Origin of the sequence: Bacillus sp. FSL K6-1033 (assembly GCF_038630765.1) — a bacterium.
Classification (GTDB): domain Bacteria; phylum Bacillota; class Bacilli; order Bacillales; family Bacillaceae; genus Bacillus; species Bacillus altitudinis.
Genome location: NZ_CP152041.1, coordinates 1,098,157 through 1,124,218, shown reverse-complemented (window position 1 = coordinate 1,124,218; position 26,062 = coordinate 1,098,157). Strand labels below are relative to the sequence as shown.

Sequence of the window (26,062 nt, the reverse complement as noted above, 5' to 3'; positions counted from 1 at the left end):
AAGTGTCATGTTTGGCTTGCCTCCTCATATAAGAAACACCTGACGCTTCTACCATTTTCAAAGGTTGTCAGTTTGGGCAATTCACCTATGCAGCGTTCCTGTACTTTCGGGCATCTAGGCGCAAAACGGCATCCTGCCGGAAGCTGATCTGGCGCAGGGACATTTCCTTTTATCGCCGTTAATGGCTGAATGTCTCCGTCAATGACTGGAATGGATTCAAGCAGTCCTTCTGTGTATGGGTGAAGCGGCTGATCAAACAACTCTTCAACGGTTCCATTTTCAACAACCTGTCCGCAGTACATGACAATGACGCGGTCTGCTACTTCCGACACAACACCTAAATCATGCGTAATGAGAAGTATAGATGTACCAAAGGTCGAACATAAATCTTTCATTAAGGTCAGCACCTGGGCTTGTATGGTCACATCGAGAGCAGTAGTAGGCTCATCCGCAATGAGGAGCTTCGGATCACAGCTTAGCGCAATGGCGATCATGACTCGTTGACGCATGCCGCCGGATAAACGGTGCGGGTAATCTTTGATGATTTGTTCTGGTCTGGAAAAACCTACAAGCTTTAGCAAGTCAATCGCTTTTTTGGTCGCTTCTTTTTTTGAAAGTTTTTTGTGGTAAATGAGGATTTCTGTTATTTGTTCCCCGATGGTTAAGACGGGATTAAGTGAGGTCATGGGTTCCTGAAAGATCATGGATACATCATTACCGCGAATATTGCACAATTCCTTTTCACTATATGTAACAAGGTCTTTTCCATCAAGCTTAATGGAACCATCCATAATCTTCCCACCAGTCCCATTAATCAGACCCATGATGGATAAAGACGTAATACTTTTACCAGACCCAGACTCACCGACTAATGCGACTGTTTCCCCTTTTTTGATACTAAAATCAACGCCATCAACAGCAGGTATTGGTTCCTTTTTTCGAAAAAAATAGGTTTTTAAGTTTTGCACTTCAAGCAGTGTGCTCATGCATTCGCCCCTTTCTCCATAGATTAAATGAACCGGATCAAAAAAATTCTGTCTTTTTAGAATAAAAAGAATTATCAAAATTTATATTTGTATATTATTACATCAGCATGACGAAATCAAGAAGTATTTAGTAAAATTGTAATATGTCACTTTTTTTGTGAATGTTTGTCTTTATGATTCTATCGCCTTTAAAAACGTTTCCGCTGGCTCCGCAATCATAGACTCCTCGCTGATTCGGTGCTCATCGAAATACTTTTTCACGATATAAAATCCAGTGGCATAGCCAAGCATTTTGGGGTAGTTCCCTTTTCCATAAAGGAGATTCTGTATCAGCCTTTCGTCGTCCTGCACTTTCTGATAAAGGTGACTGGATACCCATTTCTTGTACATGCGCTGCAGCTGCGATTCGTCATATAAAGTCGTCCACTTTGCTGTATAGCTTTCTCCATATCTATGATACACAGCATATTCAGCGAGCCCCTCCATCATGATTGTATCAAGGAATGTAAAATCTTTTTCTTCTTTCGTGAGAAAATGCAACCTGCATACATGATGATATTCATGCGTCAGCAACGTACCGATTCGTTCCTTCGGTGTATGCGGGGATAAAAAAAGAAAGATTTTGTCATCAAATGCCATACCGGATTGAAAGTAAAATTGTTCTCTGATCTCTTTGCTGCTCTCATTAACAGGCAAAATAAAGACGGGGACATCAGGACCTCCCCACTTTTTTTGCAGCGCTTTGTATTCTTTCATCACAAGCTTGAAATACCCTTTTTCTTTGAGCTTGTCGATCATTTCCTGGCAGGCGTTCCATGATCGCACCATCCCGTGATGTTGTAAATGGGCGAGAATAGATGATCCTTCTTTTTTCTCCGCTCCTTTAAAATAAGGGACAAAACGTGCCGCCAGCTCCTGAAATGATGATGATTGTTGGATGAGATATTGTGTATTGATCAGACCCATACCGCTGAACACCTCCATTTTCATCATATGCAAAAAGGCGGCGATCTGTTTATAGATCGCCGCCTTCTTAAGACATATTACGCTTCGTATTTTTTGAAGATAATTGTCGCATTGTGCCCGCCAAAACCAAGTGAGTTGCTCAACGCAACTTGTACTTCTTTTGAACGTGCTTCATTTGCTACATAATCAAGATCACATTCTTCATCTGGTGTTTCAAGGTTAATCGTTGGCGGAATGACACTGTCTTTAATCGCCAGAACAGAGAAAATCGCTTCTACTCCGCCTGCTGCGCCAAGTAAATGACCTGTCATTGATTTTGTCGAACTGATCGCAAGCTGATTCGCATGCTCTCCAAACACTTCTTTAATCGCCATTGTTTCAAACTTATCATTATACGGTGTGCTTGTTCCGTGGGCATTGATATAATCAATTTCTTCCACTGTTAAACCTGCATCACGAATTGCTTCTTTCATTGCTCGTACGCCGCCTTCTCCGTTTGGAGCAGGTGCTGTGATATGGTATGCATCTCCAGTTGAACCGTAGCCAACGATTTCTGCATAAATGGTCGCACCACGTTTTAACGCATGCTCTAATTCTTCAAGAACAACAATTCCCGCTCCCTCACCCATAACAAATCCGTCACGGTTTTTATCAAATGGACGACTTGCTGTATCTGGATCAGGATTTGTCGAAAGGGCTTTGTTTGCACAGAAACCAGCAAACGACATTTTCGTTAATGGTGCTTCTGTTCCACCTGTAATCATCGCATCTGCATCTCCGCGCTGAATGACTTTAAAGGCATCACCAATGGAGTTTGTTCCTGTCGCACATGCTGTCACTGTACAAGAGTTAACCCCTTTTGCGCCAAGTGCAATCGAAATTTGACCTGTCGCCATATCTGGAATCATCATTGGAACGAAGAACGGGCTTACGCGTCTTGCTCCTTTATTTGAATACACTTCGAATTGCTCTTCGAATGTTTCAAGTCCTCCAATACCAGATCCAACCCATACCCCAACACGAGGTGCGTTTTCATCTGTAATTTCAAGGCGTGAATCTTCTAAAGCCTTTTGAGCAGCAACGACTGCATATTGTGTGAAGCGTGCCATCTTTCTCGCTTCTTTTTTCTCCATGTAATCTTCGATGTTAAAATCTTTTAGTTCTGCAGCTACTTTTGCTGTATATTCACTTGAATCAACACGTGTGATCGGGCCAACACCTGATACACCTGCTACAGCATTTTTCCATGTTGTCTCTACATCGTTGCCAAGAGGTGTCAAAGCACCTAATCCTGTAACAACTACTCGTTTCTTATCCATTAATTTGTGCACCCCACTCTTTTATCGGCCCCATCGCATAGCGATTGCGCCCCACGTTAATCCGCCACCAAAACCAACCATTACAATCACATCGCCGTCATGAATTTTTCCGGCTTCGATTTCTTCACATAGTGAAATTGGAATGGATGCTGCTGATGTGTTTCCATATTTATGGACTGTTTTCGACATTTTTTCAACTGGCAGCTCTAAGCGTTCGCGTGCCGCTTCCATAATGCGAATGTTTGCTTGATGCGGAATCAAGAAGTCTACGTCTTCTTTTGATAGTCCAGCTTTTTCAATCACGTTTACACTTGACTCGCCCATTTGTCTCACAGCAAATTTAAATACTTCTCTTCCATTCATGATTGTATGATCTTTTTCATCTAAGTACAAGTGCTTCCCGCCTCTTCCATCGGCTCCAAGCTCAAATGATAGAATTCCCTTGCCTTCGCTGACTGTTCCTAGTACAGCAGCACCTGCTCCATCTCCAAACAAAACAGCTGTGTTGCGGTCATCCCAGTCGGTAATGCGAGAAAGCTTTTCTACACCAACGACAAGCACATGTTTGTAAGTGCCAGATTCGATAAATTGTTTTCCAGTAACAAGCCCATACATAAAGCCAGCGCAGGCAGCGCTAATATCCATTGCACATGCTTTATGTGCACCGAGCTGCTCTTGAATCATACAAGCGACTGTCGGAAATGCTTGATCTGGCGTAACTGTCGCTACAAGAATCATATCAATATCTTCTGCAGCCACATCTGCGTCAGCTAATGCTTTTTTTGCAGCAGCAAGCGCCATATGAGATGTATTGACATCATCAGATGCAATTCTTCTTTCTTCTATACCTGTTCTAGTACGAATCCACTCGTCAGAAGTTTCAACCATTTTTTCTAAATCACGATTTGTTAATACTTTTTCAGGTATATAGCGGCCAAGGCCAATAATTCCAGCATTCATTGAATAAGACTCCTTTTACTCATACGAGCATGTGATATTGTGATCTTATATTAGTATCTGGTACTAATTTTACCTTATTTTTTTCTCCTTGGCAATACAAACGTCTAACCTTTCCTCTCACTTTTTTCATAGATTAATGATATACCAATAGTAGAAAGGAACATGTGATATGGCGCAAAAGGATATTTTCTCAGCAATGATGTTTGGTCAGCCGCTTGAAAAGGAGAAAAGCAAGACAGAAAAAAAGGAGGAGCGTGCAGAGACTTCTTCAAGTGATGACTCCATTGACTACATGCATGTCATGAATCAAATTGGAAACATTATGAACTCCATCGATGAGCTGAAGCCTGTGTTTAAAGATGTCGGCCCTATGATTAGTGCCTTCAAGAAAAAATTATCATAAAAAAAAAAGCCACTATTCTGTGGCTTTTTCTGATGCTGCATCTGCTTTTCCAAGCTCATATGCCTCTTGCATGACAGATGTAAACAAAGAGAGAAGCGGCTGAAGTGCTTCTGGATCAAGCTGAATCCCTGCTTTATCTAATTCTTCTTTTGCTTGTGGAAAATACTTCATCGCAATTTGTAAAAACTCCATCGATTTTTCGTGTTGCATGTTCAACGTCCTCACTTTTCATTTGGCAATTTGCCTGTTTTTTTGTAATTCGCAATATCCTTCTCAATGTCTTTCACAAAAGCGCGGTCTATGGTTGAGCTAAATTTCCCCATTTCGATCACTCCTTCTTTAAAGTCAAAGGAGTACTCACCTTGTTCGTTTAGCTTGCCTTCATTAAACTTCTTTGCAATGATACTGTACGCTTTATCGACATGCTGTACTGTGCTAGTTAACACCGTATGGCTTCCAAGGTTGGATTGATCAGTGACATATCCGATCGCAGATAAATTGTCGTTTTTGATTTGTTCAATGACAGGGATATTATAACCATCACCTGCTGGATACACAACATCTACACCTTGTTTTTTCAATTTTTGATAGAGGTTCACCGCTTTGTCAGCATCATCCCAGTTTTCGACAAATTCCGCTAGAACTTGCACATGTTCGTCCTGATATTTTGCACCTTTGATAAAACCGTCTACTTCACTTTGCCAATCATATGTAGCCAGAATACCAATCTTTTTTGTTTTGGACATATGCGCTGCTGTCATGCCTCCGAAAAAGCCCATTGCTTCTCCTTTAAACGTGACGTTTGTGACATTATCAGCTTGAGGCTTGCCTCCATTGACCGTGATAAATTGTGTTTTCGGATAATCTTCACTGATCAAGTTGAAAATTTCGCTGTATTCATTGCCATGGCCAATAATCAAATTGACTCCTTTTTTATGAAATTCTTCAATGGCATCAACGATTTTCTCCTTGTCGACCATCCCTTCCTTATAATAAACATCTACACCAAATGTTGATTGGATATTTAATAAGCCTTTATAACCTTTCGTTCCCCAAACTTGATCATTAATCGTATCGGGGACGAGTAAACCCACCTTCTCAATATGTCCTTTTAACGGCGCCTGCGAGCAGGCAGATAGCATAAGAAGAAGGAACGAAAAGATCATGACAAGCCGCTGGTACTTCATGCCATGTTCAACTCCCTTTGCAACACGCAGGCATGAACCTGTATGTTAAATATAGGTTTATTTTATACTGAAAAAAGATAAGATGGAAGATCATTCTTGCTTTTTGTCGAAAAATGTTGAGTTTTGTCTTTTCCATTCTGCTATGATTTCTTCTGCTTGTTTGTCACCTGTTTGTCTTTCTACCTTTAATTGATGGATCATTTCCTGCCTTTGATCGGTGCGTGCCCACTTTAAAAGCTCCTTTGCGACATCTTCTACAAAAAATGTGTGATCATCCTTTATTCGTCTCTCTTCATGGAGTGTCCACGGACCAAACATGCGTGGAAGGATAACAGCCGAAACGCTTTGTTCATGCGAATGGCTTTCGGGTTCTTCGTAAAACAAGTGGTATATGCCATGCTTCGCTTCGAGGTCTGTCTCTCTGTTCATTGAATCATCTGATTGAAAAAAGATCAGGTCATATGCCTCTTTCCTATCTTGACCATCAAGAACGCGGACAAGATCATTGCGGCCGAGCCACATCATTCGCTCTTCTAATAACATTTTTTGCTCCTCTGACTGCTCCTTAGGATATGTGATATCCACTTGTATGCCCTCTTTCATCATATATTCACAAAGTGTCAGGCCAAAAAATTCATCTGCACCTATGATCAGTCCTGTTTCCATGTTCATGTCCCCTTTTTTAGCATATCGAATAAAAAGAAGAGCCCTTTCCATGAAGGGCTGTTATCATCCTATTCATTACAATTCTCTTTCATGCGATTTATAAAACTTGTGAATGGACTGAAAGATTCTTCTTGGATGATCAAACATATGCAAGGTAAGGTCCATCTGACAATGGTCTGGATTCATCATATGCTGATCAATAAAAGGCTTTGCGTGTAGTTCATAGGCATACGGTGCGCCGTTTAGTCTCTGCCATATATGAATCGGTACATGAGCTGAATGAACGGGGCAAGAAGGAAGTGGATACGTTTCCGCTTCCTTTGCAGAGCACCCATAGCTCTGTGCGAGTTCTTTCATGAACTGTTTGTAGAAAAATTTGTGTTCCTTTTCTCTTTCTCTTTGTGCTTGCAGGTGTAAACATGGATTCATCATGGCTATAGACCTTAGCACTTCTGGCATTTCTTCGGCAAGACTCATGGCGACAAGTGCTCCCATTCCCTCTGCCAGCACATGAATTTCCCGGTTTAATATTTCTTGTTTTAATGTGTGATGAACAAGCTGTTTCGCACTAAAAACAGCATCTTCACATCCCCAGTGATTCCCATGAAGATGACTATTAAACAATGTATATCCTTCATCCTTTAAAGCAGTTAAAAGCTGGTTTCTTCCGTAATGCTGAAGCCAGAATGATGTATTTTCCTGCACAAAGTGATTTCGGTCACCGAGGATTAGAATGCCAAAGCCATTTGGTTTTTGAGGAAGGTGAATGACGTTCCACTGGGAACCAAGCTGGAAAAAACGTTCGCTTACACCCATATGGCCAGCCTCCTTTCAGTGATTCTGCTTTCTATGATATGAACAACAACTCTTGTAGGAATAAGGAAATCCCCTAAAGACAGAAGAATTCTTTTTATTTTTATAGTAGAAGGTCTCAAAATGGTCACATAAAGGCGGAAAACAGTCTTTTCTCTGAACTCGTATCTATGGTATGATAGTCAATAGATTGTTACATAAAGGACGGTGGAATAATGCATTACATTATCACCCTCATTTGGACTTTTCTGCTGACACATATGGCTGGTTACATCGTTGCATCTATGAATGGAGCTGCTTATGATTTTACGTTAACTTCCATTCTTGCCATAGTGTTTACGGTTATTTTATTCATCTTTGCTGAAGTAAGTCCAATGAAAGAAACAGAAAGTTCAACAGAACATTCTTAATATTGCTGGAAAAGAGCTAATGATTTGAGGTTAGCTCTTTTTCTTTTTTTCAGAATGATGACCAGAAGTTGAGAGCGCACGCTAAAACCCCCTGCCGTCAATTACAGGGGGTTTTTGAGTTACACCTCAACCGTTTCGGACTTCTGTTTGTCTGCTGACAAATGGCTTTTCGCAAGCCCTGTGAACAGGAAGATCGCAATGCCCGATAAAATTTCAAGCACACCACCCCCCGCAATGACAGGTCCTGCTCCAAAGCGTTCTGCCAGGACGCCCGATATGACGGCTGCAAGCGGGAGAAAGACATTTGATGACGCATTGATCACGGCATATACTTGCGGCTGATCTTCTTGGTCAACAGACGTTTGAATAATGACCATCTCTGGGACATTGATTGCACTGACGGCTGCACCAAAAATAAAGGAAGCTAGAAGAACGACTGGAAGCCATGTACTCATTCCAGTGATAAAGAATGCAGCTCCTTCAATCATGCCTGCGACAATAAAGAACAAGCCAAACCTTTTGATTTTCACCTTCGCCAGTGCAAAGCCCATCATAAACGCACCAACTGCGGCGACACCTCTTAAAATGGAATACACCATTGAATCACTTTGCAGCGCTTCTGCTACATATACAGCGGATAATGCCTGCCACGGAGCTGCAGCGACATTCATTAAAATACAATAAAGGGTCAGTGCAAATAAAATATGATGATTTTTAACGACTAGAAAGCCTCTTTTTAAGTTATACAGATATGTATTCTTTGCTTGTTTAATGCCTGCTGCTTTTTCTTCGTCAGACTTCTTCAGTTTAACGCCAATAATAAACATGCCCGATATGATGAATAAAGCAGTGGTGATTAGGAGCGTATCTGCAGGTCCAATTAATTTGACCAAAAGACCAGCGACCATCACCGCAGCAAGTGCGACAATTTCAAAAGATGATTGCAGGATCGCATTTGCTTTTTGAATGAGATGCTTTGGAACAATCTGCGGCAGGATGGCCACAGAAGCCGGGTTATATGCTGCACCTGTTGCCGATTGAATAACCATTAATGAGATCAATAACCATAGAGGCAATATGTGCGAAAAATGCAGTAGTGGAATAATGAGTACAATGGTTGCTCGAATGACATCTGAAGCAAACATCCATTTAGATAAATGATGTCTTTTCATAAGAGGTCCTAGTATTGGGGCCAACAATGATGAAGGAAGAACTGTCACTGCTAGAAGAAGTCCGGTACCGAGCGCTCCATCCCCTCTTAAAATCAATAACCAAAGAACGGATGTAAAAGCAAAACTTTCTCCTGTATTTTTTATGAGTCTTGATATGAACAATGAGGTGAAGCGTTTATTCCAAACACTTTCACTGAGATTCATCTTTTCCATCACACAAATCCTTTCAACCTTATACTATTTTTACATATTTTACCTTAATCTTTCTTTTTTTCATACTATTTATTTGAAAATTGGAACTTAATTGTTTTTTATTATAAAGAAAAAAGAGGCATGACACATGCCTCTAAAGACTTATTCATATGGACTCTTAGTCAATTGCTTACGGCTTTCTTTGGTAAGTCCAAACGCGGTTATGGTTCGAGTTATCCGGAAAGACGTCTCCTGCTTTAAGCTTTATCTTTAAAGGATCTTTCACCATACTACCGGTCTCACCGATTTCGATATAAACACCATTATTAGGTGCCTTATTACCAGATTTAAACTGATGCTGTTGACCCATTTCCATCCTCCTTTCTCGATTGATGTTATTATGTCCCGTCCATTGCCTCTCCAATCCAATATGTAAAAAGTCCCTGCTCAGTCGAGACAGGGACACTTGTGATTTATTTAGGTTGTTGATACATGAGCTCTTTGATTAACGCTTTTTGCACATGCAGGCGATTTTCTGCCTGCTGGAATACTTTAGAGTGTGGTCCATCAATGATATCAGCCGTCACTTCTTCTCCGCGGTGTGCCGGCAGACAATGAAGGAAGATATAATCTGCTGCTGCATGTTGCATGAGTTCCTCATTGACTTGATATTCTTTAAATTCAGCTAGACGTTTCTCTGTTTCAGCTTCCTGCCCCATGCTTGTAAATACGTCTGAATAAATGACATCTGCATCCTGAACAGCAGCTACTGCATCTGTTGTGACGATGACTTCTGCGCCTGATTGTTTTGCAAACTCCCGGGCAGTGTCTGTCACCTCTTGAAGAGGTTCATAGCCTTTTGGTGATGCAACGGCAATGTCACAGCCTAACTGCGCGCAGCCGACCATTAAGGAATGAGCCACATTATTCCCATCACCGATGTACGCCACTTTCACACCTTTTAGTGTGCCTTTCGCTTCTTTAATCGTCAGTAAATCAGCCAGTGCCTGACATGGATGAGAGTAGTCCGTTAGTCCGTTGATCACTGGAATAGAGGCGTATTTTGCAAGTTCTTCTACCTTCTCATGTTCAAAGGTTCGAATCATAATGCCATCTACATACCCAGACAGCACCTGCGCTGTATCACCAATCGTTTCTCCTCTGCCAATTTGCAGATCATTTGAGCTGAGGAAGAGCGCATGTCCGCCTAGCTGCGTCATGCCCGCTTCAAACGAGACACGGGTTCTAGTTGAAGATTTTTCAAAGATCATCGCTAATGTTTTTCCTTTGAATAAATCTTGATATGGATGTTGTTTCATTTCTTCTGCTTTTTCAATTAAGTACGCAATATCATTGATCGAAAAGTCTTTTAACGATAAAAAGTCTTTTCCGTATAATGCCGGTTGCACGTCGACTTGGCTCATGCCGTCACTTCCTTTTTATATAATTCGTGGAGAGATACTGGTGATACATCTCCATCTTTTCCTTGCAGGAACGCTTGCGCAGTTTCATATTCGGTTAGAACTTGAACACCATGTGTGAGTGCTTTTACACGCTGTTCTTTTGCCTCTTCATCATCACCTAAATGAATGTGAAGCGATTTATCGTCTTGTTGCAGCCACGATTCAAAGCTGCCAGTCCAGACGTTAAAGCCTGCTCGTGTAGCTTCATCTATGAGTAATTCACTGCCATGAATATAGAGGGTCCCTTTCTGTTGCCAGATCGGCGCAAACACTTTTTTCAAAGCGCTTTCGACGTTCTTTCCAACACACATTCCTTCACCCGTCGCTTTCATTTCAGGTGTCAGCTTTAAATCGATATCTTGAATGGCATGTGAGGAGAAGACTGGGAATTTAACAGCTGTGCCCCCCTTATTCTTCGTTACAGGATTCAATTCTTCAAGCGTTGCACCAGCTAACAGCTGAGTCGCCATTGGGATCATGTCAACACCCATGACTTTACTTACAACTGGAACAGTCCGGCTTGCCCGAGGATTCACCTCTAATACGAGCGCCTGGTTCCCTTTCATCACAAATTGAATATTCATAATGCCTTTAAAAGCTAATTTCTTTGCGATTTGTTCAGAAGCGTTATACACCTGCTCTTTGATGTCTTCACTAATAGAGACACTTGGCAAGATGGCAAAGCTGTCACCTGAGTGTACGCCCGCTTTTTCAATATGCTCAACGATTGTTGGAATGAATGTCGTCTTTCCGTCTGAAATGAGATCCACTTCCACTTCTTTTCCAGTGACGTACTCATCAATTAAGATCGGATAAGGTAAATGATCTGGCTGATCAAGTATTGCTGCCAATTGAGCTTCTGTATGAACAACGATCATGCCCATTCCACCAATGACATATGATGGACGAATAAGAACAGGGTATCCAATGCTTGCAGCATGCCCCAGTGCTTCTTCTTTTGAATGAGCTGTATCTCCTTTTGCATGAGGAAGATTCAGTTCATCAAGAAGCTGATAGAATAAATCGCGATCTTCTAATGCATCTAGTGTGTCAAAGGACGTGCCTAACAAGGTAACGCCGGCTTTTTCTAAACCTTCCGCCACATTGATTGCTGTCTGCCCGCCAAATTGAACGATGACAAAATCAATTTGCTCCGCTTCAACTACGTTTAAAATATGTTCCAACGTGATCGGCTCAAAGTATAAACGATCTGCAATCTCATAATCGGTACTAACCGTTTCTGGATTGTTGTTCATCATGATGGTTTCAAATCCAAGCTTTTGTAGAGTAAGAACGCCGTGAACGGCACTATAATCAAACTCAACTCCCTGACCAATTCGAATCGGACCGGAGCCAATGATGAGTGCACGCTGCTTTGTTTTCTCTTGATGCTCTCCATCACTTTTGCCAAAGTACGTTGAATAGAAGTAATTCGTTTTTGCATCGAATTCAGCCGCACATGTATCGACAATTTTAAATGAAGCGGCAATGCCATACTCTTGGCGAAGCTGTCTGATATCTTGTTCACTGCGATCCGTCAGAGAAGCGATTGTTTCATCAAGAAAGCCTTTTTCCTTCACTTTTCTTAAGGTGTCTTTGGATAGCGTCCCCTGATGATTCTTCAATTCTTGTTCGAGTGTGATCATATTCTTGAAAACATGTAAGAAAAACAGATCAATCTTCGTCGTTTCATGAATCGTTTCAACGGTTTCTTGTCTGGAAAGCAGCTCCATGACAACGAAGAAACGGCGATCGTCCGGTGTTTTGATTAATTCAAATAATTGTTCAGTCGAATGTTCTTTCAGTTCAGGCAAGTGGAAGCCCTTTGTTTTGATTTCAAGTGATGCGACTGCTTTTTGAATGGCAGATTCTAAATTACGGTCAATCGCCATGACTTCACCAGTCGCCTTCATTTTTGTGCCTAATTTCCGGTCTGCCTGTTTAAATTTATCGAACGGCCAGCGCGGGAATTTCACCACGACATAATCGAGTGCCGGTTCAAAGCTAGCATACGTTGTTCCTGTAAGCGGATTTTTCAATTCATCTAGTGTATAACCGACCGCAAGTTTTGCCGCCATTTTGGCAATCGGATAGCCTGTTGCTTTCGATGCAAGAGCAGAAGACCGGCTGACCCGAGGGTTGACCTCAATGACAAAATATTCTTTGCTGAGTGGATCGAGAGCGAATTGGATATTACAGCCGCCAACGACATCAAGCGCTGAAATAATTTTTAAGCTCGCTGAGCGGAGCATTTGATAATCCTGATCCGTTAATGTCTGTGACGGCGCAACGACAATCGAGTCACCTGTATGCACACCAACTGGATCGATATTTTCCATGTTACATACAGTGATACACGTATTTTGACGATCTCTCATGACCTCATACTCGACTTCTTTAAAGCCAGCAATGCTTTTTTCAACTAAGCACTGATGAATCGGACTCGCTAGAAGAGCACCTTCAATCAGCGGTTTAAAAGCCTCTTCAGTTAAAGCGATGCCTCCCCCTTTACCACCAAGTGTGTAGGCTGGTCGAAGAATGACAGGAAAGCCCACTTCTTTTGCAAATTGAAGGGCGTCTTTCGCATTATCCACAATTTCACTTTCTGGTACAGGTTCATTCAAATGCTTCATGAGAGCACGGAATTTCTCACGATCTTCACCGTTTTCAATTGTTTCAACTGACGTTCCGAGCAGTTTTACCCCATGCTTTTTCAGCACACCGGCTTTTTCCAGCTCGACAGCAAGGTTTAAAGCTGTCTGTCCGCCAAGATTGGCTAAAAGACCATCTGGTTTCTCTTTTTCAATGATTCTTGTCACTGAATCAACTGAAAGCGGTTCAAAATAAATTTCATCAGCAAATGACTCGTCTGTCATAATAGTTGCTGGGTTGTTATTCACTAAGATGACGTTGTAGCCTTCTTCTTTTAAGGCCATACAACCTTGTGTTCCTGAGTAATCAAATTCTGCTGCCTGACCAATGATGATTGGACCAGACCCGATGACTAGAATGGTTTGTATGCTTTGATCTTTAGGCATGTGCGACTTCTCTCCTTGCTTGTTTCACTTTCTCAATAAAATCATCGAATACCCATTCACTTTCTGCAGGGCCTGGGTGTGCTTCTGGATGAAATTGAACGGACATAATCAGCTTCTCTTTATGAATGAATCCTTCAACAGATCCGTCATTCACGTGGAGGAATTTGACGTCCACTTCTTTGTCATTCATGCTTTTTTCATTGACCACATAGCTATGATTTTGGCTTGTCATAAAGACACGTTTTGATTCTGTATCTTGTACAGGATGATTCGCCCCGCGGTGGCCAAAAGGAAGCTTATACGTATCCCCGCCAAGCGCAAGAGCAATTAATTGATGACCTAAGCAAATGCCTAGTGTCGGGAAGGTCATCATGATGTCATGAATGGTTTTTAAATATGGCTTCATTGTTTTTGGATCTCCAGGTCCATTTGACAAAAGGATCGCATCTGGATTGATATCAAATACCTTTTCCATTTGTTTGTACGGAATCACTGTGACTTTACAACCGCGCGCTTCGAGTGAGTCCGCAATTGATTTTTTAAAGCCAAAATCAATGAGCGCTACATGTTCCTCACCGCTGCCTTGTGTGTATACTTCATCTTCTGTAACCTGCTCAACCACATTGTCTTGCTTCATTGCAGGCGGCGTTTCATTTTCGTCTAAACTAAGCACTGCATTCATCGTCCCATTTGCTCGAATGTTCTGCACGACTGCGCGAGTATCTGTATGTGTAAGAAGCGGAATGTTCCACTTCTGTAAATAATCTTTTAAGCTTACGGCTGCAAGGTGATGAGAAAAATGCTCAGCTGCCTCATAGACAACGACCGCTTTTACTTGTGGTTTTTTGCTCTCAAAGTCTTCATGATTGATCCCGTAGTTTCCGATGAGTGGATATGTGAAAACAATGATTTGTCCTTTATAAGAAGGATCTGTGAGCACCTCTTGATAACCTGTCATCCCTGTAAAAAAGACCACTTCACCTGTTATGCCAGCTTCTCCTGTCAGATCTCCTTCAAAAGAGGCTCCATCTTCTAAATTTAAATAACCTTTCATGCTTGTGTCACCCCGTATTGAATAATTAATAATATAAATGCATGTTTATACGTTTTGATGCAAAAAAATTTAGACCGTTACTGTTTCATTTGCTAACACTTGAATGACCACTTCTATTGCTTGATCCAATTCAACTTTTTTGACATTCAGTGGAGGTAATAAACGAATGACATTCGGACCAGCTGGAAGCACCAGCAAACCTTGCTCTCGAAGGGCTGTGATGTAATCACCTACTGGCTGGTGACACTCAATCCCTGCCATTAATCCTTTGCCCCGTACTTCTTTCACGATATTCAGCTGTTTGACTTCTTGCAGTCTCTTTAAGAGATACGCACCCTTTTCTTTCACTTCTGAAAGAAAGTCTTCTTTGAATATCACATCAAGAGTTGCGTTCACAGCTGACATAGCGAGCATGTTGCCACCAAATGTTGTGCCATGAGAGCCTGGAGAAAATGCATCCCCTAAAGCTTTTTTCCCTATCACTGCACCGACTGGAAACCCATTTCCTAAACCTTTTGCGACTGAAATAATATCAGGATCAAGTCCCGATTGCTCATAGGCAAATGCTGTCCCTGTTCGCCCAATACCCGTTTGGATTTCATCTACAATCAGCAGTGCTTGATGTTTTTTGCAAAACGTTTGAACGGCTTCTAGAAATTCAGCTGTAGCTGGATTCACTCCACCTTCACCTTGCACCACTTCCAGCATGACCGCTGCGACATCATCGATTTCACACGCTGTGATCGCTTCAGGGTCATTAAACGGTACATAATGAAAGCCTTCCAGCATCGGTCCAAAACCAGTTTTGATTTTATCTTGACCTGTGGCAGCCATACCAGCATACGTGCGCCCATGGAAAGAGTGCAAAAACGTCACAATATTTGTTTTCCCTGTTGCTTTTCGGGCCAATTTGATAGCCCCTTCATTCGCTTCAGCCCCGCTGTTGCAGAAAAATACGAGATCTCCTGAACTGTTGGCTGCCAGCTTTTCCGCTGCTTTTTCTTGCAGTCCATTTTCAAATAGATTTGATACGTGCCAGACCTCGTCAAGCTGCTTCTTGATGGCTTGATTGACCTTTGGATGATTGTGACCTAAATTCGTGACCGCAATGCCTTGTATAAAGTCTAAATATTTTTTCCCAGTTGTATCAACTGCCCAAGAACCTTCTGCCTCTTTAATTTCAACATTCCACCGTCCGTATGTTTGAAAAAGATGACTCACAGGACCGCCTCCTTTTGTTTTACAATTCGAGTTCCTTTAAAGGTATCTCCTGTAAAAATACTGCCTTTTCCATTTACAATCATGACTTCATCCACATCTCCTGATAAAGCACTGAGCGCGGATTGTACTTTTGGAATCATTCCCCCGGAAATAATGCCTTCATCGATGAGCTTGAGAGCTTCTTGTTCGGTGACAACGTCTAACAGCTCTCCATTTTTTAAAATTCCTTCCACATCTGTGACAAACATGAGCTTATCAGCTTTCATAGCTCCTGCGACTGCTGATGCTGCAAGATCAGCATTTACATTTAACGTTTGGCATTCTTCGGTCATAGATAGCGGCGCAATGACGGGAATGAATTGTTTCTCCATTAGTGCTTCTGCCATCTCTGGATTGACTTCTTTGATTTCGCCAACGTACCCATATACATCTTGATCGAGAAAATCGGCGACAAGCATCTGTCCATCTTTACCAGATACACCGACAGATGATATATCATGCTTTGCCAGTTCTGAAACAAAGTATTTATTCACCGTTCCTGAAAGGACCATTTCGGCTACCTCTAACACCGGCTTTGTTGTTTTGCGCTGTCCATCTACAAATTCCGTTTTCACTTCTAATTTTTGCAGCATGCTCGTGATTTCAGGACCTCCGCCATGTACGATAGCCAGTTTAAATCCAGCAGCTTGAAGTGAGCGGACATTTTCATAAAAGGTATCGGAAAGTTCTCGAATGACACTGCCTCCACACTTGAACACGATCGTTTTATCCATGTCTATCTCCTTCATTATGTGCGATAGCTCGCGTTAATTTTCACATAATCATAGGTAAGGTCACAGCCCCATGCTGCCGCTTCACCATTTCCTTCATTCATTTGAATGAAAATCGTAATCTCATCCTGCTCTAGATACGCTTTTGCTTCCTCTTCTGAGAAAGACTGAGGTTCATTATGTTTAAACAGACATTGCCCGCCTAAGTAAACTTCAACCTCTTCTGGCGTGACAGAAGCTGCGCTATGACCGATTGCTCCGACAATCCGGCCCCAGTTGGCGTCCGTGCCGTATACGGCTGTTTTCACAAGACTTGAACCTACGATTTTTTTGGCAATAATACCAGCTTCTAAGTTGTTTTTTGCACCAACAACTTTCGCTTCGATTAATTTGGTTGCGCCTTCTCCGTCTCTTGCAATCTCTTTTGCTAGATCTTCACAGGCTAGTTTTAATCCTTCTTTAAACAATGGCCATTCTGGATGTTCTTCATTCAGTGCCTGGTTCTCTGCCATTCCATTTGCCATCACAAGCACCATATCGTTAGTTGATGTTTCTCCATCGACGGTAATTTGATTAAAAGTCACATCTGTGATGTCACGAAGAGCATTTTGCAAAGCTTCTTGTTCGACATTTGCATCGGTTGTGACAAACCCGAGCATTGTGGCCATGTTCGGATGAATCATACCAGAGCCTTTTGCTGCACCAGAAATGAGAATCTCTTTCCCGTCTATCGTCAAGGAGTATGTCGTATTTTTAATGACTGTATCTGTTGTTAAGATCGCTTCTTCAAAGTGGCCATTTCCTGCTTTTGCTTCTTTTAGCTGAGCGATGCCTGTTTTGATTTTATCCATATCCAGACACTCTCCAATGACACCAGTAGAAGAAACGGCAATGTAATCAGGCTCTGTGCCTAACATGTCTGCACAGGCTGCCTGCATGTCGTATGCATCTTTTAATCCCTGCTCACCTGTGCATGCGTTGGCGATCGCACTATTGACAATGACACCTTTTAGTTTGCCCGTCTTTTTTAAGCTTTTTTGTGTCACTTGTAAAGGAGCAGCTTGAAAGTGACTTTGAGTGTATACCGCTGCACTCGCTGCTGGTACTTCACTGATGATCAAGCCAAGGTCTTTTTTTGAATAGCGTAATCCTATATGAATCCCCTTTGCTTCAAAACCTTTTGGTGATGATACGTCCCCGTCAATTTTGACAATACTTTTTTCATTCAATTCGATCATGTTTGTTGTCTCCCCTGTTCTTATGGATAGAGAGGTGTCATTGTGAGGCCCGCCTCTTCATGTAAGCCTTTGATGATGTTGAAGTTTTGAACCGCTTGGCCGGCTGCACCTTTCATGAGATTATCTATGACAGATACAATCGTCAGTCTCCCTGTTCGCTCATCTAAATGAAAGCCAATATCACAGAAGTTACTGCCGTATACTTCTTTTGTTTGCGGATATATCCCGTGATCTCTCACTCTTACAAAATAGGAATCTTCATAAAAGTCCTTCATCCGTTTCATTAATTCTTCTTTTGTGACATCTGATTTCAATTGTGTATACATCGTCGCCATAATCCCTCTTGTCATCGGGACAAGGTGTGTTGAAAATGTGATGTTCGCCGTTTTCGGGTTCCATTCTCTAAGTACTTGTTCTATTTCAGGTGTGTGCTGATGTTCATTCACCTTATAAATTTTAAAGTTATCGTTCAGCTCTGAAAAATGTGTTCCAAGTGAGGCTGATCGTCCTGCACCGGACACCCCGGTTTTTGCATCTATAATGATCATAGATTCATCGATGAGATTCTGTTTCATCAGCGGTGCTAAACCTAGAAGAACTGCAGTAGGAAAGCAGCCTGGGTTTGCAATGACTTCCGCTTGCTTAATGGTTTCACGATTCAATTCAGATAATCCGTATACAGCTTGTTGAACCGATGCTTCATCCGCTGCCCTTCGTTTATACCACGCTTCATAAACGGTCCCATCTTGAATGCGCAAGTCACCTGATAAATCAATAATTGGCACCCCTTGATTCATGAGCTTCGGTGTGAGTTCACTTGATACGCCTGCTGGTGTCGCTAAAAACACAGCATCTGTTTCTTGCACAATGGCAGCCGGATCAATGGCTTTTAATGTTTGGTCAGTAATCGTTGTCAGATGCGGATAAGATTGACTGTATAATTGCCCATCACCACTTGATGAATACAATATACATTCCTCCACATGTGGATGCTGCTTAAAGATACGAACTAATTCCGCACCACCGTACCCTGTAGCACCTATAATACCTATTTTCAACGTCAATACACCCTCTTGATCTTTGTGAAATTATTTAACATTATAACATGTATAAAAATTAATTCAATTGTATATTTAATATTTGTTTTCATTTTTTTTCATAAAAAAATCCACATATCTTCGTGAGACATGCGGATTTTATCTATTCATTTTCATCTTGAGGACCAGCAGTGCACTGCATAAATATAATAGGGAACTTGCATAAAAAATCAAATGAATGGTGAAGAAATCAGCAAACAGGCCGCCAAGCATAATGGCAATGGATGAAAAAAGCGCTGTCCAAAAATGATAGTACCCAACTTCTTTCATTCGCTTTTTCTCATTTGTGAGTTCGGTGACGAGCAGTTTCTCTCCGTGTTTCTGAACACCCCCAAGCGCACCAAGCGCAAGCTGAATCATATAGACTTGCTCTACTTCTGTGATATGTGGAAAAAGGAGAAGAAGAAAGGCCATACCAAACGAATGAATGATTAAAAAGAGGCGTCTGTCCGTCGTTTCAGGAAGTTTTCCTAATAATAAATGAATGAACGCACCGCTCAAACCAAACAGACCATAGGCAAGACCAAATTGAGAATAGCTCGACCCAACATTTTTAATAAAAAGAATATAAAAAGGGAAAATGAGACTACTGGCGAAAAACAGTAGACTTTGTGAATAGACGAACCATTTCATTGCTTTAGCATTCATTGTGTATTGTACCTTTCATAAAAGTAGTTGATAAATCTTCCATCTGGATCTGCTTGCTTTTTCTTTTGAAAGAATAGATCGGTTTTTGGATACGCTTGTTTCATTTGTGCTTTCGTTTGATACGGCATGTATGGTAAGTAATAGCTTCCATGGTGCCGCAAGGTGATATCTGTCATTTGCCGGATGACCCGCTCCGCTTCTGCCTTCTCTTCTTTCTCAAAACCATAATTCACTAACAAAACAAGTGCAAACATATCTTCTTTCGCATATGAGAGATCCGCTTTTTCATTTTTTTGTACGTAGCGGATTGTGATGTTCATTAAATTCAATTCTTCCTGTTGTAAAAAGCTTCTCATGTCATCGATATACGCACGAAAACGATCAACTGGAACAAAGTATTCTTGAAGCACATCGGTATCTGACTCATTTTCATATTCTAAAAAAGCAGAATCAGACCGCATCACGTTATTTCTTGTGATCAGCTGGTCATTTTGACTTTGAAAATACTTCTTTTGCAAGTTCCATAGCAAATCTTTCCCCATATCAAATCTTCTCGAAAGGCCGAGCATAAATTTTAAAGGGATGACGAGCTGATCTTCTTTGAGCTCGCGGTATGGATCGATCTGTTGATCAGAAGTAAGCGAATAATTCGTCACATACATCTCTTTCAAAAAATTTGTTTTCGCTGTAGAGATTCTTGCGAGATGCATGCGCACTTCTTTATTGTTCTTTACATGCTTTTGAAAATAATCAGTGTATTCATCGAAATGTAGAGAGGTTGTCTCCATTTTATATAATTCATCCTTTGTTAAGCAAAGCTCAACATCTAAAATGACACCGAATAAGCCGTATCCTCCAATCACGGCAGTAAATAAATCATCGCTAGGCTTTACTGTGACGATTTCTCCATCTGCTTTTAACAGTGTGAAAGAGCGCACAGTGTCAATGAGTGAGCCGTAGCGAATGTCCCGTCCATGTGCATTTGCACTTAACGAGCCACCAATTGTAAAGATGTTTTGAGATTGCATCACCTTTACTGCAAGACCATATGGGTTCACATATTTTTGAATATCATCCCATGTGGCGCCGCTTTGGACCCGAATGGTCTTCTTTTTTTCATTAAATGATACGATTCGGCGAAATTTTGTCATGTCTAGTACAATGCCATTTTCATAATACGTGTGGCCGCCCATACTATGCTGCTTTCCGGCGATTGAAATGGGCAGATTTTTCTCTTTTGCTTCTTCTAATACTTCTTTTAAAGATTCTATTTCTTTTCCTCGCACGACTTTTTTTATTTTGACCGGCATGAGGTGACTCACATCTGTAAACGCCTCAAGTCCTTGTCTTTTGTGTGCTTGACCTTCACGTATAGAGACTGATGCAAAAAAGGCAGCGCCATATCCCATCAAAAGAACGATCCATATCCACTTTCGTTTCATTATAGGTACTCCGTTCTATAAAATTACATCCATTATATCAAGCCATACTCCTCCTCTACCTTAATTTTTCATAAAAAAACCTGGCATGAGTTCAACTCATACCAGGTCGTATTTACTTATTGAATACCAAGCGCAATTTTAGCGTATCTTGACATTTTGTCACGTGTCCAAGGTGGATTCCAGACGATGTGAACTTCTGTTTCTTTCACTTCAGGCAAGTCACTTAATGCTTTTTTCACTTCATCCACGATAACTGGTGCAAGGGGACACCCCATTGATGTTAAAGTCATTGTGATATCCGCTTTTCCATTCTCATCAAGATCGACATCATAGACAAGTCCAAGGTTGACGATGTCTACGTTTAACTCAGGATCAATCACCTGTTCTAGGGCGCCTAAAATATTTTCTTTCAATGCTTCATCCATGATATCCACTCCTTTTTCAACTAGTATAACGTACTTTTCCTTTTGGCTAAACGTTTGTGCTTTTCAGGTGTGTCACAAACCAGTCAATGGTTTCAAACATCGCTTGTCTTGAGACCTTATGGCCAGCCTGTCCATCTGTAATAAAACGAATCAGGTGCGGATCTTCTTTATATTGGGTTTCTGCTAACTCGTCATAAAGAGCTTTTGCATGTCTGTAAGGGACAACTGGATCGTTTTCTGCATGCCAGAATAACAGCGGTCTTTTGTTTAGTCGATCTGTTTGCAGCGTTAAATCATAAGGACGCAGAGCGTCTAATTGCTGATTGACTTCTTCGTCCGTGATATCTTTCATCAACCCTTTGTGACGCATGTCCATGATTTGTGCTTGTAGGAATGTCGTATATTTCGGACTGCCCATCAAGCTGACTGCCGCTTTAATCCAATCATGTTTTGCGAGTGCACCAAAGGTCGTGATCCCTCCCATAGATGTACCCGCAACACCTATTAGATCGGCTTCAATCAATTGTTTTTCTTGAAAATGTGTCTTAAGTATATCGATTTCACGGATTTCGTTCAGAACGATTTCCCAAAACTTTGATGCCAGTTCCTCTAAGCTGAGGTTTTCTGATCTTACACCATGATAAGCACAGTCAGGCAAAATGACTCTCATGCCTTTTTCCGCCAAATGAAAGGCGAAGTGTAAGTTGTGCTCGCGCGCACTTGTAAATCCATGTATAAAAAATACAAGTGGCAGCGGTTTATCTTTATTTTCAGCTTTTACGATATGTAAAAATGGAATATCGTGCGTCATTTGCTCATCAATGGTGATCACAGCCTATGAATCCTCCTTTATCATTCCCGTCTTTGTTTATTTTAACATGTAGACAACGAAGATGTGATAAAGATACACTATAGGTGGAGGCACCCGCACCAGCTGCCTCCTATTACTTACAGATCAAAGGAGATTTTATGGAGACTAAACCTTATCTAATCGCACTTGACCTGGATGGCACGTTATTAAAAGACGATAAAACGATTTCAGCACGCACACTTGATGTCATTCAAAAAGTGAAAGACAGCGGGCATCATGTCTGTATTTCAACTGGCCGGCCATTTCGTTCCAGCTCTCCTTATTATCAGCAATTGCAGCTCGATTCACCGATTGTGAACTTTAATGGAGCGTTTGTCCATCATCCTCTTGATGAAAAATGGGGCAGATTTCACACATCACTTGATCTTCAAGTCGTGAAACAGCTTGTGGATATTAGTGAGGAATATAAAGTACACAATGTGTTAGCTGAAGTGCTAGACGATTTGTATTTCCATTATCATGATGAAAAGCTCATTGATATATTTAATATGAATGCAAACAAAGTGACCGTTGGAGACCTTCGGAACAATCTTGGAGAGAATGTCACAAGCGTCTTAATTCACGCAAAAGAAGAAGACGTCGGAGCGATCCGGAGCTATTTGACAGATGTTCATGCAGAAGTGATTGACCACAGACGCTGGGCTGCTCCGTGGCACGTCATTGAAATCATTAAAACAGGCATGAACAAAGCCGTTGGACTGCAAAAGATCAGTGATTATTACGGTGTGCCTCAGGAGCGGATTGTGGCATTCGGAGATGAAGACAATGATTTAGAGATGCTTGAATTTGCTGGATGCGGGGTTGCAATGGGCAACGGGATTGATGCAGTGAAACGTGTCTCTAATGAAGTGACAGATACGAATGAACAAGATGGGATTGCAAAATTCCTAACGAATTACTTCTCGCTTTAATTTTTCCATTCATACATAGCAGGTCGAAGCGGGCATACTACCGTTAGACAGGTTGTCCTGTCAGCTTGTGTAAAGGGGCGGATTCCGAATGGGTAAAAGAAGCAAATCGAAACGCTTTATACAACAAGGTAAAGATTCAGTCAGTCTGCATGACGCACGTTTTCCGTATCGTTCCACACTTGAAGAAGCTGCGGAGGACAGGGGAAATATGAAGACTGATGCTTCTGGAGGTTCATTGTGAGAAACGAACTTTTTGATCAAGCCAAATCATTTACTGAAGAAGCCCTTACTTCTTCATTTCCATCTGGTTTAGAGCGTCAACAAGCAGTTCAGCGAGCTAAAAACGCCGTATCATCTGCATTTGCTAATTCGACAGATGCAGAAAGAAACCAGCTGCATACGTTCCAAGACCTGCTTGATGATCTTTAACGGTAAAAAAGCTGTCCATTTTCTGGACAGCTTTTCTTATTCTCTTATTTCACTTGGAACGTTTTCTTCTCAGTGATTTGCTTTAGCCCTTCTGCTTTTCCTTTAAATGTGACGACCGCTTCATACGTTCCCGGCTCCACACCGTTTGACCACGTATCTTGGAAGTCATATGTTTCATCTGCTTTTAGCACAAAGGATTGGATAGCTTGTGTAAACATACGGTCTTTCGAGTAACGGTATTTTTCATTTCCATCTTCATCGTACACACTCAATTCGAATTTCTGGCTTGTGTTAAACGTGAATTCAATATCTCGATCTGATTCATTTTTTAGTGACATATTAAATTGAACCGAAGAACCTTTTTGGACGGGGTCTACTGTGAGTACAACGGTTTTTTCTCCCATTTGACCGGATACCTCCTTGTCTGGTTCATCCTTTTTTTGTTGCCCACAAGCTGTTAAAACCAATAGAACGAGAAAAAGCACTAACCCTTTTTTCATCTTCTACCCACCTTTTAATCTCGTCTGAAAAATCCAAGAATATTGGTTGTTTGAACAATATTTGTAAAGGCTTTTGGATCGACTTCCTTTATAATTTGTTCAAGTTCATACAGCTCATACCTTGTAATGACAATGACCATCATTTCTTTTTGTTCATTGGTAAATGCCCCTTTGGCCGGAACAGTCGTAATACCTCTGACCATTTTTCCATAAATGGCTTCTTTGATTTCATCTGCTTTCTTTGTCACAATCATGGCGGTCAGCTTTTCATGTCTCGTATGGATGGCATCAATTACCCTAGTCGTCACATATAATGTGACAAGGGTATATAAAGCTTTCTCCCAACCTTGTAACAATCCTGCTGTAAAAATGATAATTCCGTTTAAAATGAAGAAATACGTGCCGACTGGTTTGTCTTTCCATTTCGCTAAAATCATCGCAATAATGTCAAGGCCGCCTGTAGATGCCCCATATTTCAGTGTAATCCCAATGCCAAGTGCAGAAATGACTCCTCCAAATACAGCATTTAATAAAATATCTTCAGAAACACTTGTCTCTGGTAAAATGCCGAGGAAAATCGTTGTCAGTGCCACACTAATAATGCTATACAAAGTAAAGGAACGACCAACCTTCATCCAGCCTAAAATGCCGACCGGAATGTTTAAAATAAATAACAGGATCCCTGTTGATAAATAAAACGGTGCATATTGATCGATTAAACTGGATAACAGCTGGGCTACCCCTGTAAAACCACTTGCATATACGTCAGCAGGGATTAAAAATAAATTCAGCCCAATCGCATTGAGTAAGGCACCAATGACGACGACGATGAGTTTTTTTGCTTCTCCAATGAACATGTTGTCATTCCTCCACTTACCATTCTCTCTATGGTTTTCCCTAAAATTTAGAATTTGAACACGAAAAGATGATTTTCTATGATATAGTTAGGCTAAAAAGATGTAAAATATGGTTGATTTTTTTAGAAAGAAGGGATTTTGATGACCGTTCATATCATAGCAGACAGTGCTGCTGATCTGCCTCTTTCTTATTATGATGAACAAAACATGACACTCATTCCGCTGCGTGTGTTACTCGGCGAGCAGGAATTTGAGGATTTGATTACCATTGAACCAAAACAAGTATTTGATGCGATGAGACAAGGTGCAAGTCCAAAAACATCACAAGCTTCACCGAACCGGATAAAGGAAGCCTTTGTTTCTGCAGCACAAACCCATACATCGGCTATTTATGTTGCCTTTTCATCAGAGCTTTCAGGTACATACCAAACCGCTGTGATGATGGCAAACGAAGTGAAGGAAGAATACCCTGATTTCGATTTACGGATCATTGATTCTAAATGTGCTTCACTTGGTTATGGACTAGCTGTCAAACACGCTCAATCACTTGCCATTGACGGAAATACAATACAAGAAATTGAAACGTCTGTAAAGCATTTTTGTGAATCTTTACAACATATTTTTACTGTAGACGATTTATCGTATTTAGCAAGAGGCGGAAGAATCAGTAAAGCGTCCGCATTTGTTGGCGGATTGTTAAGTATTAAACCCATTTTACACGTTGAGGATGGAAAACTGATACCCCTTGAAAAAATTCGTGGCCGTAAAAAATTGTTGAAACGCATTATCGAGCTAATGAAAGAACGCGGATCTGACTGGTCCAGCCAAACTGTTGGCATTAGTCATGGAGATGACCCTGAACTTGCAGAAGAAATGAGACAATTAATCGAAGCCGAATTTCATCCAAAAGAAATCGACATCCAGGTCATCGGCGCAGCTGTCGGGTCCCACTCAGGCCCTAGCACACTTGCCATCTTCTTTACAGGCAGTCCATCATAAAAAGCACCCTTCCCTGAATCATCAC

The 26,062-nt window shown here is 41.3% G+C and carries 29 protein-coding genes; 6 read left to right on the top strand and 23 right to left on the bottom strand.

Going from position 1 to position 26,062, the window contains the following annotated elements:
• Window positions 1-5: 5 nt before the first annotated feature.
• The 4 genes from MHH31_RS05605 to MHH31_RS05590 all read right to left on the bottom strand — a co-directional run bounded on the left by MHH31_RS05605 (window position 6) and on the right by MHH31_RS05590 (window position 4,231).
• On the bottom strand, window positions 6-986 hold the full coding sequence (locus tag MHH31_RS05605; protein WP_342495362.1) for an ABC transporter ATP-binding protein: 981 nt from the start codon (window positions 984-986) through the stop codon (window positions 6-8).
• A 171-nt stretch (window positions 987-1,157) separates the two neighbouring features.
• Window positions 1,158-1,952 carry a DUF2268 domain-containing protein gene (locus tag MHH31_RS05600; RefSeq protein ID WP_056407963.1) on the bottom strand — a complete coding sequence of 265 codons (795 nt, stop codon included), beginning with the start codon at window positions 1,950-1,952 and terminating at the stop codon, window positions 1,158-1,160.
• Window positions 1,953-2,029: 77 nt separating this feature from the next.
• On the bottom strand, window positions 2,030-3,271 hold the full coding sequence (fabF, locus tag MHH31_RS05595) for a beta-ketoacyl-ACP synthase II (protein ID WP_008348501.1): 1,242 nt from the start codon (window positions 3,269-3,271) through the stop codon (window positions 2,030-2,032).
• 21 nt (window positions 3,272-3,292) lie between these two features.
• Window positions 3,293-4,231 (bottom strand): beta-ketoacyl-ACP synthase III, encoded by a 939-nt coding sequence (locus MHH31_RS05590; RefSeq protein WP_024720058.1) that lies wholly within the window; start codon window positions 4,229-4,231, stop codon window positions 3,293-3,295.
• A gap of 169 nt (window positions 4,232-4,400) precedes the next feature.
• Between MHH31_RS05590 and MHH31_RS05585 the strand changes: the two genes are divergently transcribed.
• Complete coding sequence (locus MHH31_RS05585) at window positions 4,401-4,634, top strand: hypothetical protein (protein WP_008348506.1); 234 nt, start codon at window positions 4,401-4,403, stop codon at window positions 4,632-4,634.
• A gap of 12 nt (window positions 4,635-4,646) precedes the next feature.
• Here the strand turns inward: MHH31_RS05585 and MHH31_RS05580 are convergent, their stop codons facing one another.
• The 4 genes from MHH31_RS05580 to MHH31_RS05565 form a co-directional block, all read right to left on the bottom strand.
• The gene (locus MHH31_RS05580; RefSeq protein WP_024720057.1) at window positions 4,647-4,844 is read right to left on the bottom strand and encodes a ComZ family protein; all 198 of its coding nucleotides are present in this window, start codon (window positions 4,842-4,844) and stop codon (window positions 4,647-4,649) included.
• A gap of 11 nt (window positions 4,845-4,855) precedes the next feature.
• On the bottom strand, window positions 4,856-5,821 hold the full coding sequence (locus MHH31_RS05575; RefSeq protein ID WP_008348509.1) for a BMP family ABC transporter substrate-binding protein: 966 nt from the start codon (window positions 5,819-5,821) through the stop codon (window positions 4,856-4,858).
• Between the two features lie 90 nt (window positions 5,822-5,911).
• Complete coding sequence (locus MHH31_RS05570) at window positions 5,912-6,487, bottom strand: nad binding enzyme (RefSeq protein ID WP_224559526.1); 576 nt, start codon at window positions 6,485-6,487, stop codon at window positions 5,912-5,914.
• A gap of 75 nt (window positions 6,488-6,562) precedes the next feature.
• Window positions 6,563-7,303: a hypothetical protein gene (locus MHH31_RS05565; RefSeq protein ID WP_007499048.1), complete on the bottom strand. Its 741-nt coding sequence runs from the start codon at window positions 7,301-7,303 to the stop codon at window positions 6,563-6,565.
• A 212-nt stretch (window positions 7,304-7,515) separates the two neighbouring features.
• Here MHH31_RS05565 and MHH31_RS05560 point away from each other — a divergent pair, with 212 nt between their 5' ends.
• Window positions 7,516-7,710 carry a YjzD family protein gene (locus MHH31_RS05560; RefSeq protein ID WP_008348514.1) on the top strand — a complete coding sequence of 65 codons (195 nt, stop codon included), beginning with the start codon at window positions 7,516-7,518 and terminating at the stop codon, window positions 7,708-7,710.
• A 119-nt stretch (window positions 7,711-7,829) separates the two neighbouring features.
• On the opposite strand, the gene MHH31_RS05555 is transcribed toward MHH31_RS05560, so the two are convergent.
• The 13 genes from MHH31_RS05555 to MHH31_RS05495 all read right to left on the bottom strand — a co-directional run bounded on the left by MHH31_RS05555 (window position 7,830) and on the right by MHH31_RS05495 (window position 22,302).
• The gene (locus MHH31_RS05555; RefSeq protein ID WP_008348516.1) at window positions 7,830-9,095 is read right to left on the bottom strand and encodes an MFS transporter; all 1,266 of its coding nucleotides are present in this window, start codon (window positions 9,093-9,095) and stop codon (window positions 7,830-7,832) included.
• A gap of 169 nt (window positions 9,096-9,264) precedes the next feature.
• The gene (locus MHH31_RS05550; protein ID WP_008348517.1) at window positions 9,265-9,444 is read right to left on the bottom strand and encodes a YjzC family protein; all 180 of its coding nucleotides are present in this window, start codon (window positions 9,442-9,444) and stop codon (window positions 9,265-9,267) included.
• 103 nt (window positions 9,445-9,547) lie between these two features.
• Entirely contained in the window at window positions 9,548-10,498 is a 951-nt protein-coding gene (argF, locus tag MHH31_RS05545; RefSeq protein WP_008348520.1) for an ornithine carbamoyltransferase, read from the bottom strand.
• Complete coding sequence (locus MHH31_RS05540) at window positions 10,495-13,575, bottom strand: carbamoyl phosphate synthase large subunit (protein ID WP_342495361.1); 3,081 nt, start codon at window positions 13,573-13,575, stop codon at window positions 10,495-10,497. The genes argF and MHH31_RS05540 overlap by 4 nt, the downstream gene beginning before the upstream one ends.
• Entirely contained in the window at window positions 13,568-14,629 is a 1,062-nt protein-coding gene (locus MHH31_RS05535; protein ID WP_342495360.1) for a carbamoyl phosphate synthase small subunit, read from the bottom strand. The genes MHH31_RS05540 and MHH31_RS05535 overlap by 8 nt, the downstream gene beginning before the upstream one ends.
• A gap of 69 nt (window positions 14,630-14,698) precedes the next feature.
• Complete coding sequence (locus tag MHH31_RS05530) at window positions 14,699-15,850, bottom strand: acetylornithine transaminase (protein WP_342495359.1); 1,152 nt, start codon at window positions 15,848-15,850, stop codon at window positions 14,699-14,701.
• Window positions 15,847-16,623, bottom strand: a complete 777-nt coding sequence (argB, locus tag MHH31_RS05525; RefSeq protein WP_017360181.1) for an acetylglutamate kinase — start codon at window positions 16,621-16,623, stop codon at window positions 15,847-15,849. The genes MHH31_RS05530 and argB overlap by 4 nt, the downstream gene beginning before the upstream one ends.
• A gap of 14 nt (window positions 16,624-16,637) precedes the next feature.
• Window positions 16,638-17,858, bottom strand: a complete 1,221-nt coding sequence (gene argJ, locus MHH31_RS05520; RefSeq protein WP_007499060.1) for a bifunctional ornithine acetyltransferase/N-acetylglutamate synthase — start codon at window positions 17,856-17,858, stop codon at window positions 16,638-16,640.
• A gap of 20 nt (window positions 17,859-17,878) precedes the next feature.
• Entirely contained in the window at window positions 17,879-18,916 is a 1,038-nt protein-coding gene (argC, locus tag MHH31_RS05515) for an N-acetyl-gamma-glutamyl-phosphate reductase (protein WP_272511392.1), read from the bottom strand.
• Window positions 18,917-19,054: 138 nt separating this feature from the next.
• Entirely contained in the window at window positions 19,055-19,603 is a 549-nt protein-coding gene (locus tag MHH31_RS05510) for an MFS transporter (RefSeq protein ID WP_342495358.1), read from the bottom strand.
• Window positions 19,600-21,045: an FAD-binding oxidoreductase gene (locus MHH31_RS05505; RefSeq protein ID WP_342495357.1), complete on the bottom strand. Its 1,446-nt coding sequence runs from the start codon at window positions 21,043-21,045 to the stop codon at window positions 19,600-19,602. The genes MHH31_RS05510 and MHH31_RS05505 overlap by 4 nt, the downstream gene beginning before the upstream one ends.
• 116 nt (window positions 21,046-21,161) lie before the next feature.
• Window positions 21,162-21,470 carry a metal-sulfur cluster assembly factor gene (locus MHH31_RS05500; RefSeq protein ID WP_003211530.1) on the bottom strand — a complete coding sequence of 103 codons (309 nt, stop codon included), beginning with the start codon at window positions 21,468-21,470 and terminating at the stop codon, window positions 21,162-21,164.
• Between the two features lie 46 nt (window positions 21,471-21,516).
• A complete protein-coding gene (locus tag MHH31_RS05495; RefSeq protein WP_017360185.1) occupies window positions 21,517-22,302 on the bottom strand; it encodes an alpha/beta fold hydrolase in 786 nt (261 codons plus the stop codon).
• A 137-nt stretch (window positions 22,303-22,439) separates the two neighbouring features.
• Here MHH31_RS05495 and MHH31_RS05490 point away from each other — a divergent pair, with 137 nt between their 5' ends.
• The 3 genes from MHH31_RS05490 to MHH31_RS05480 all read left to right on the top strand — a co-directional run bounded on the left by MHH31_RS05490 (window position 22,440) and on the right by MHH31_RS05480 (window position 23,681).
• Window positions 22,440-23,252 carry a Cof-type HAD-IIB family hydrolase gene (locus MHH31_RS05490; protein WP_007499065.1) on the top strand — a complete coding sequence of 271 codons (813 nt, stop codon included), beginning with the start codon at window positions 22,440-22,442 and terminating at the stop codon, window positions 23,250-23,252.
• Window positions 23,253-23,340: 88 nt separating this feature from the next.
• A complete protein-coding gene (locus tag MHH31_RS05485) occupies window positions 23,341-23,493 on the top strand; it encodes a hypothetical protein (protein ID WP_008348539.1) in 153 nt (50 codons plus the stop codon).
• Window positions 23,490-23,681 (top strand): DUF3813 domain-containing protein, encoded by a 192-nt coding sequence (locus MHH31_RS05480; protein WP_008348541.1) that lies wholly within the window; start codon window positions 23,490-23,492, stop codon window positions 23,679-23,681. The genes MHH31_RS05485 and MHH31_RS05480 overlap by 4 nt, the downstream gene beginning before the upstream one ends.
• Window positions 23,682-23,725: 44 nt before the next feature.
• On the opposite strand, the gene MHH31_RS05475 is transcribed toward MHH31_RS05480, so the two are convergent.
• Both MHH31_RS05475 and MHH31_RS05470 read right to left on the bottom strand, forming a co-directional pair.
• The gene (locus tag MHH31_RS05475) at window positions 23,726-24,181 is read right to left on the bottom strand and encodes a BsuPI-related putative proteinase inhibitor (RefSeq protein ID WP_076821895.1); all 456 of its coding nucleotides are present in this window, start codon (window positions 24,179-24,181) and stop codon (window positions 23,726-23,728) included.
• A gap of 14 nt (window positions 24,182-24,195) precedes the next feature.
• Window positions 24,196-25,038 carry a YitT family protein gene (locus tag MHH31_RS05470; protein WP_025207135.1) on the bottom strand — a complete coding sequence of 281 codons (843 nt, stop codon included), beginning with the start codon at window positions 25,036-25,038 and terminating at the stop codon, window positions 24,196-24,198.
• Window positions 25,039-25,179: 141 nt separating this feature from the next.
• Here MHH31_RS05470 and MHH31_RS05465 point away from each other — a divergent pair, with 141 nt between their 5' ends.
• Window positions 25,180-26,037, top strand: a complete 858-nt coding sequence (locus MHH31_RS05465; protein ID WP_272511389.1) for a DegV family protein — start codon at window positions 25,180-25,182, stop codon at window positions 26,035-26,037.
• The last annotated feature ends 25 nt before the right edge of the window (window positions 26,038-26,062 follow it).

Bases quoted from the DNA above. Each gene is read 5' to 3' on its own strand.
- MHH31_RS05470 (WP_025207135.1), bottom strand. From the start codon at position 25,038: ATGTTCATTGGAGAAGCAAAAAAACTCATCGTCGTCGTCATTGGTGCC.
- argB (WP_017360181.1), bottom strand. From the start codon at position 16,623: ATGGATAAAACGATCGTGTTCAAGTGTGGAGGCAGTGTCATTCGAGAA.
- MHH31_RS05550 (WP_008348517.1), bottom strand. From the start codon at position 9,444: ATGGGTCAACAGCATCAGTTTAAATCTGGTAATAAGGCACCTAATAAT.
- MHH31_RS05555 (WP_008348516.1), bottom strand. From the start codon at position 9,095: ATGGAAAAGATGAATCTCAGTGAAAGTGTTTGGAATAAACGCTTCACC.
- MHH31_RS05585 (WP_008348506.1), top strand. From the start codon at position 4,401: ATGGCGCAAAAGGATATTTTCTCAGCAATGATGTTTGGTCAGCCGCTT.
- MHH31_RS05590 (WP_024720058.1), bottom strand. From the start codon at position 4,231: ATGAATGCTGGAATTATTGGCCTTGGCCGCTATATACCTGAAAAAGTA.
- MHH31_RS05505 (WP_342495357.1), bottom strand. From the start codon at position 21,045: ATGAAACGAAAGTGGATATGGATCGTTCTTTTGATGGGATATGGCGCT.
- MHH31_RS05510 (WP_342495358.1), bottom strand. From the start codon at position 19,603: ATGAATGCTAAAGCAATGAAATGGTTCGTCTATTCACAAAGTCTACTG.
- argJ (WP_007499060.1), bottom strand. From the start codon at position 17,858: ATGATCGAATTGAATGAAAAAAGTATTGTCAAAATTGACGGGGACGTA.
- MHH31_RS05580 (WP_024720057.1), bottom strand. From the start codon at position 4,844: ATGCAACACGAAAAATCGATGGAGTTTTTACAAATTGCGATGAAGTAT.
- MHH31_RS05565 (WP_007499048.1), bottom strand. From the start codon at position 7,303: ATGGGTGTAAGCGAACGTTTTTTCCAGCTTGGTTCCCAGTGGAACGTC.
- MHH31_RS05535 (WP_342495360.1), bottom strand. From the start codon at position 14,629: ATGAAAGGTTATTTAAATTTAGAAGATGGAGCCTCTTTTGAAGGAGAT.
- MHH31_RS05600 (WP_056407963.1), bottom strand. From the start codon at position 1,952: ATGGGTCTGATCAATACACAATATCTCATCCAACAATCATCATCATTT.
- fabF (WP_008348501.1), bottom strand. From the start codon at position 3,271: ATGGATAAGAAACGAGTAGTTGTTACAGGATTAGGTGCTTTGACACCT.
- MHH31_RS05465 (WP_272511389.1), top strand. From the start codon at position 25,180: ATGACCGTTCATATCATAGCAGACAGTGCTGCTGATCTGCCTCTTTCT.
- MHH31_RS05490 (WP_007499065.1), top strand. From the start codon at position 22,440: ATGGAGACTAAACCTTATCTAATCGCACTTGACCTGGATGGCACGTTA.
- MHH31_RS05475 (WP_076821895.1), bottom strand. From the start codon at position 24,181: ATGAAAAAAGGGTTAGTGCTTTTTCTCGTTCTATTGGTTTTAACAGCT.
- MHH31_RS05500 (WP_003211530.1), bottom strand. From the start codon at position 21,470: ATGGATGAAGCATTGAAAGAAAATATTTTAGGCGCCCTAGAACAGGTG.
- MHH31_RS05560 (WP_008348514.1), top strand. From the start codon at position 7,516: ATGCATTACATTATCACCCTCATTTGGACTTTTCTGCTGACACATATG.
- MHH31_RS05540 (WP_342495361.1), bottom strand. From the start codon at position 13,575: ATGCCTAAAGATCAAAGCATACAAACCATTCTAGTCATCGGGTCTGGT.
- argF (WP_008348520.1), bottom strand. From the start codon at position 10,498: ATGAGCCAAGTCGACGTGCAACCGGCATTATACGGAAAAGACTTTTTA.
- MHH31_RS05485 (WP_008348539.1), top strand. From the start codon at position 23,341: ATGGGTAAAAGAAGCAAATCGAAACGCTTTATACAACAAGGTAAAGAT.
- MHH31_RS05605 (WP_342495362.1), bottom strand. From the start codon at position 986: ATGAGCACACTGCTTGAAGTGCAAAACTTAAAAACCTATTTTTTTCGA.
- MHH31_RS05570 (WP_224559526.1), bottom strand. From the start codon at position 6,487: ATGGAAACAGGACTGATCATAGGTGCAGATGAATTTTTTGGCCTGACA.
- MHH31_RS05575 (WP_008348509.1), bottom strand. From the start codon at position 5,821: ATGAAGTACCAGCGGCTTGTCATGATCTTTTCGTTCCTTCTTCTTATG.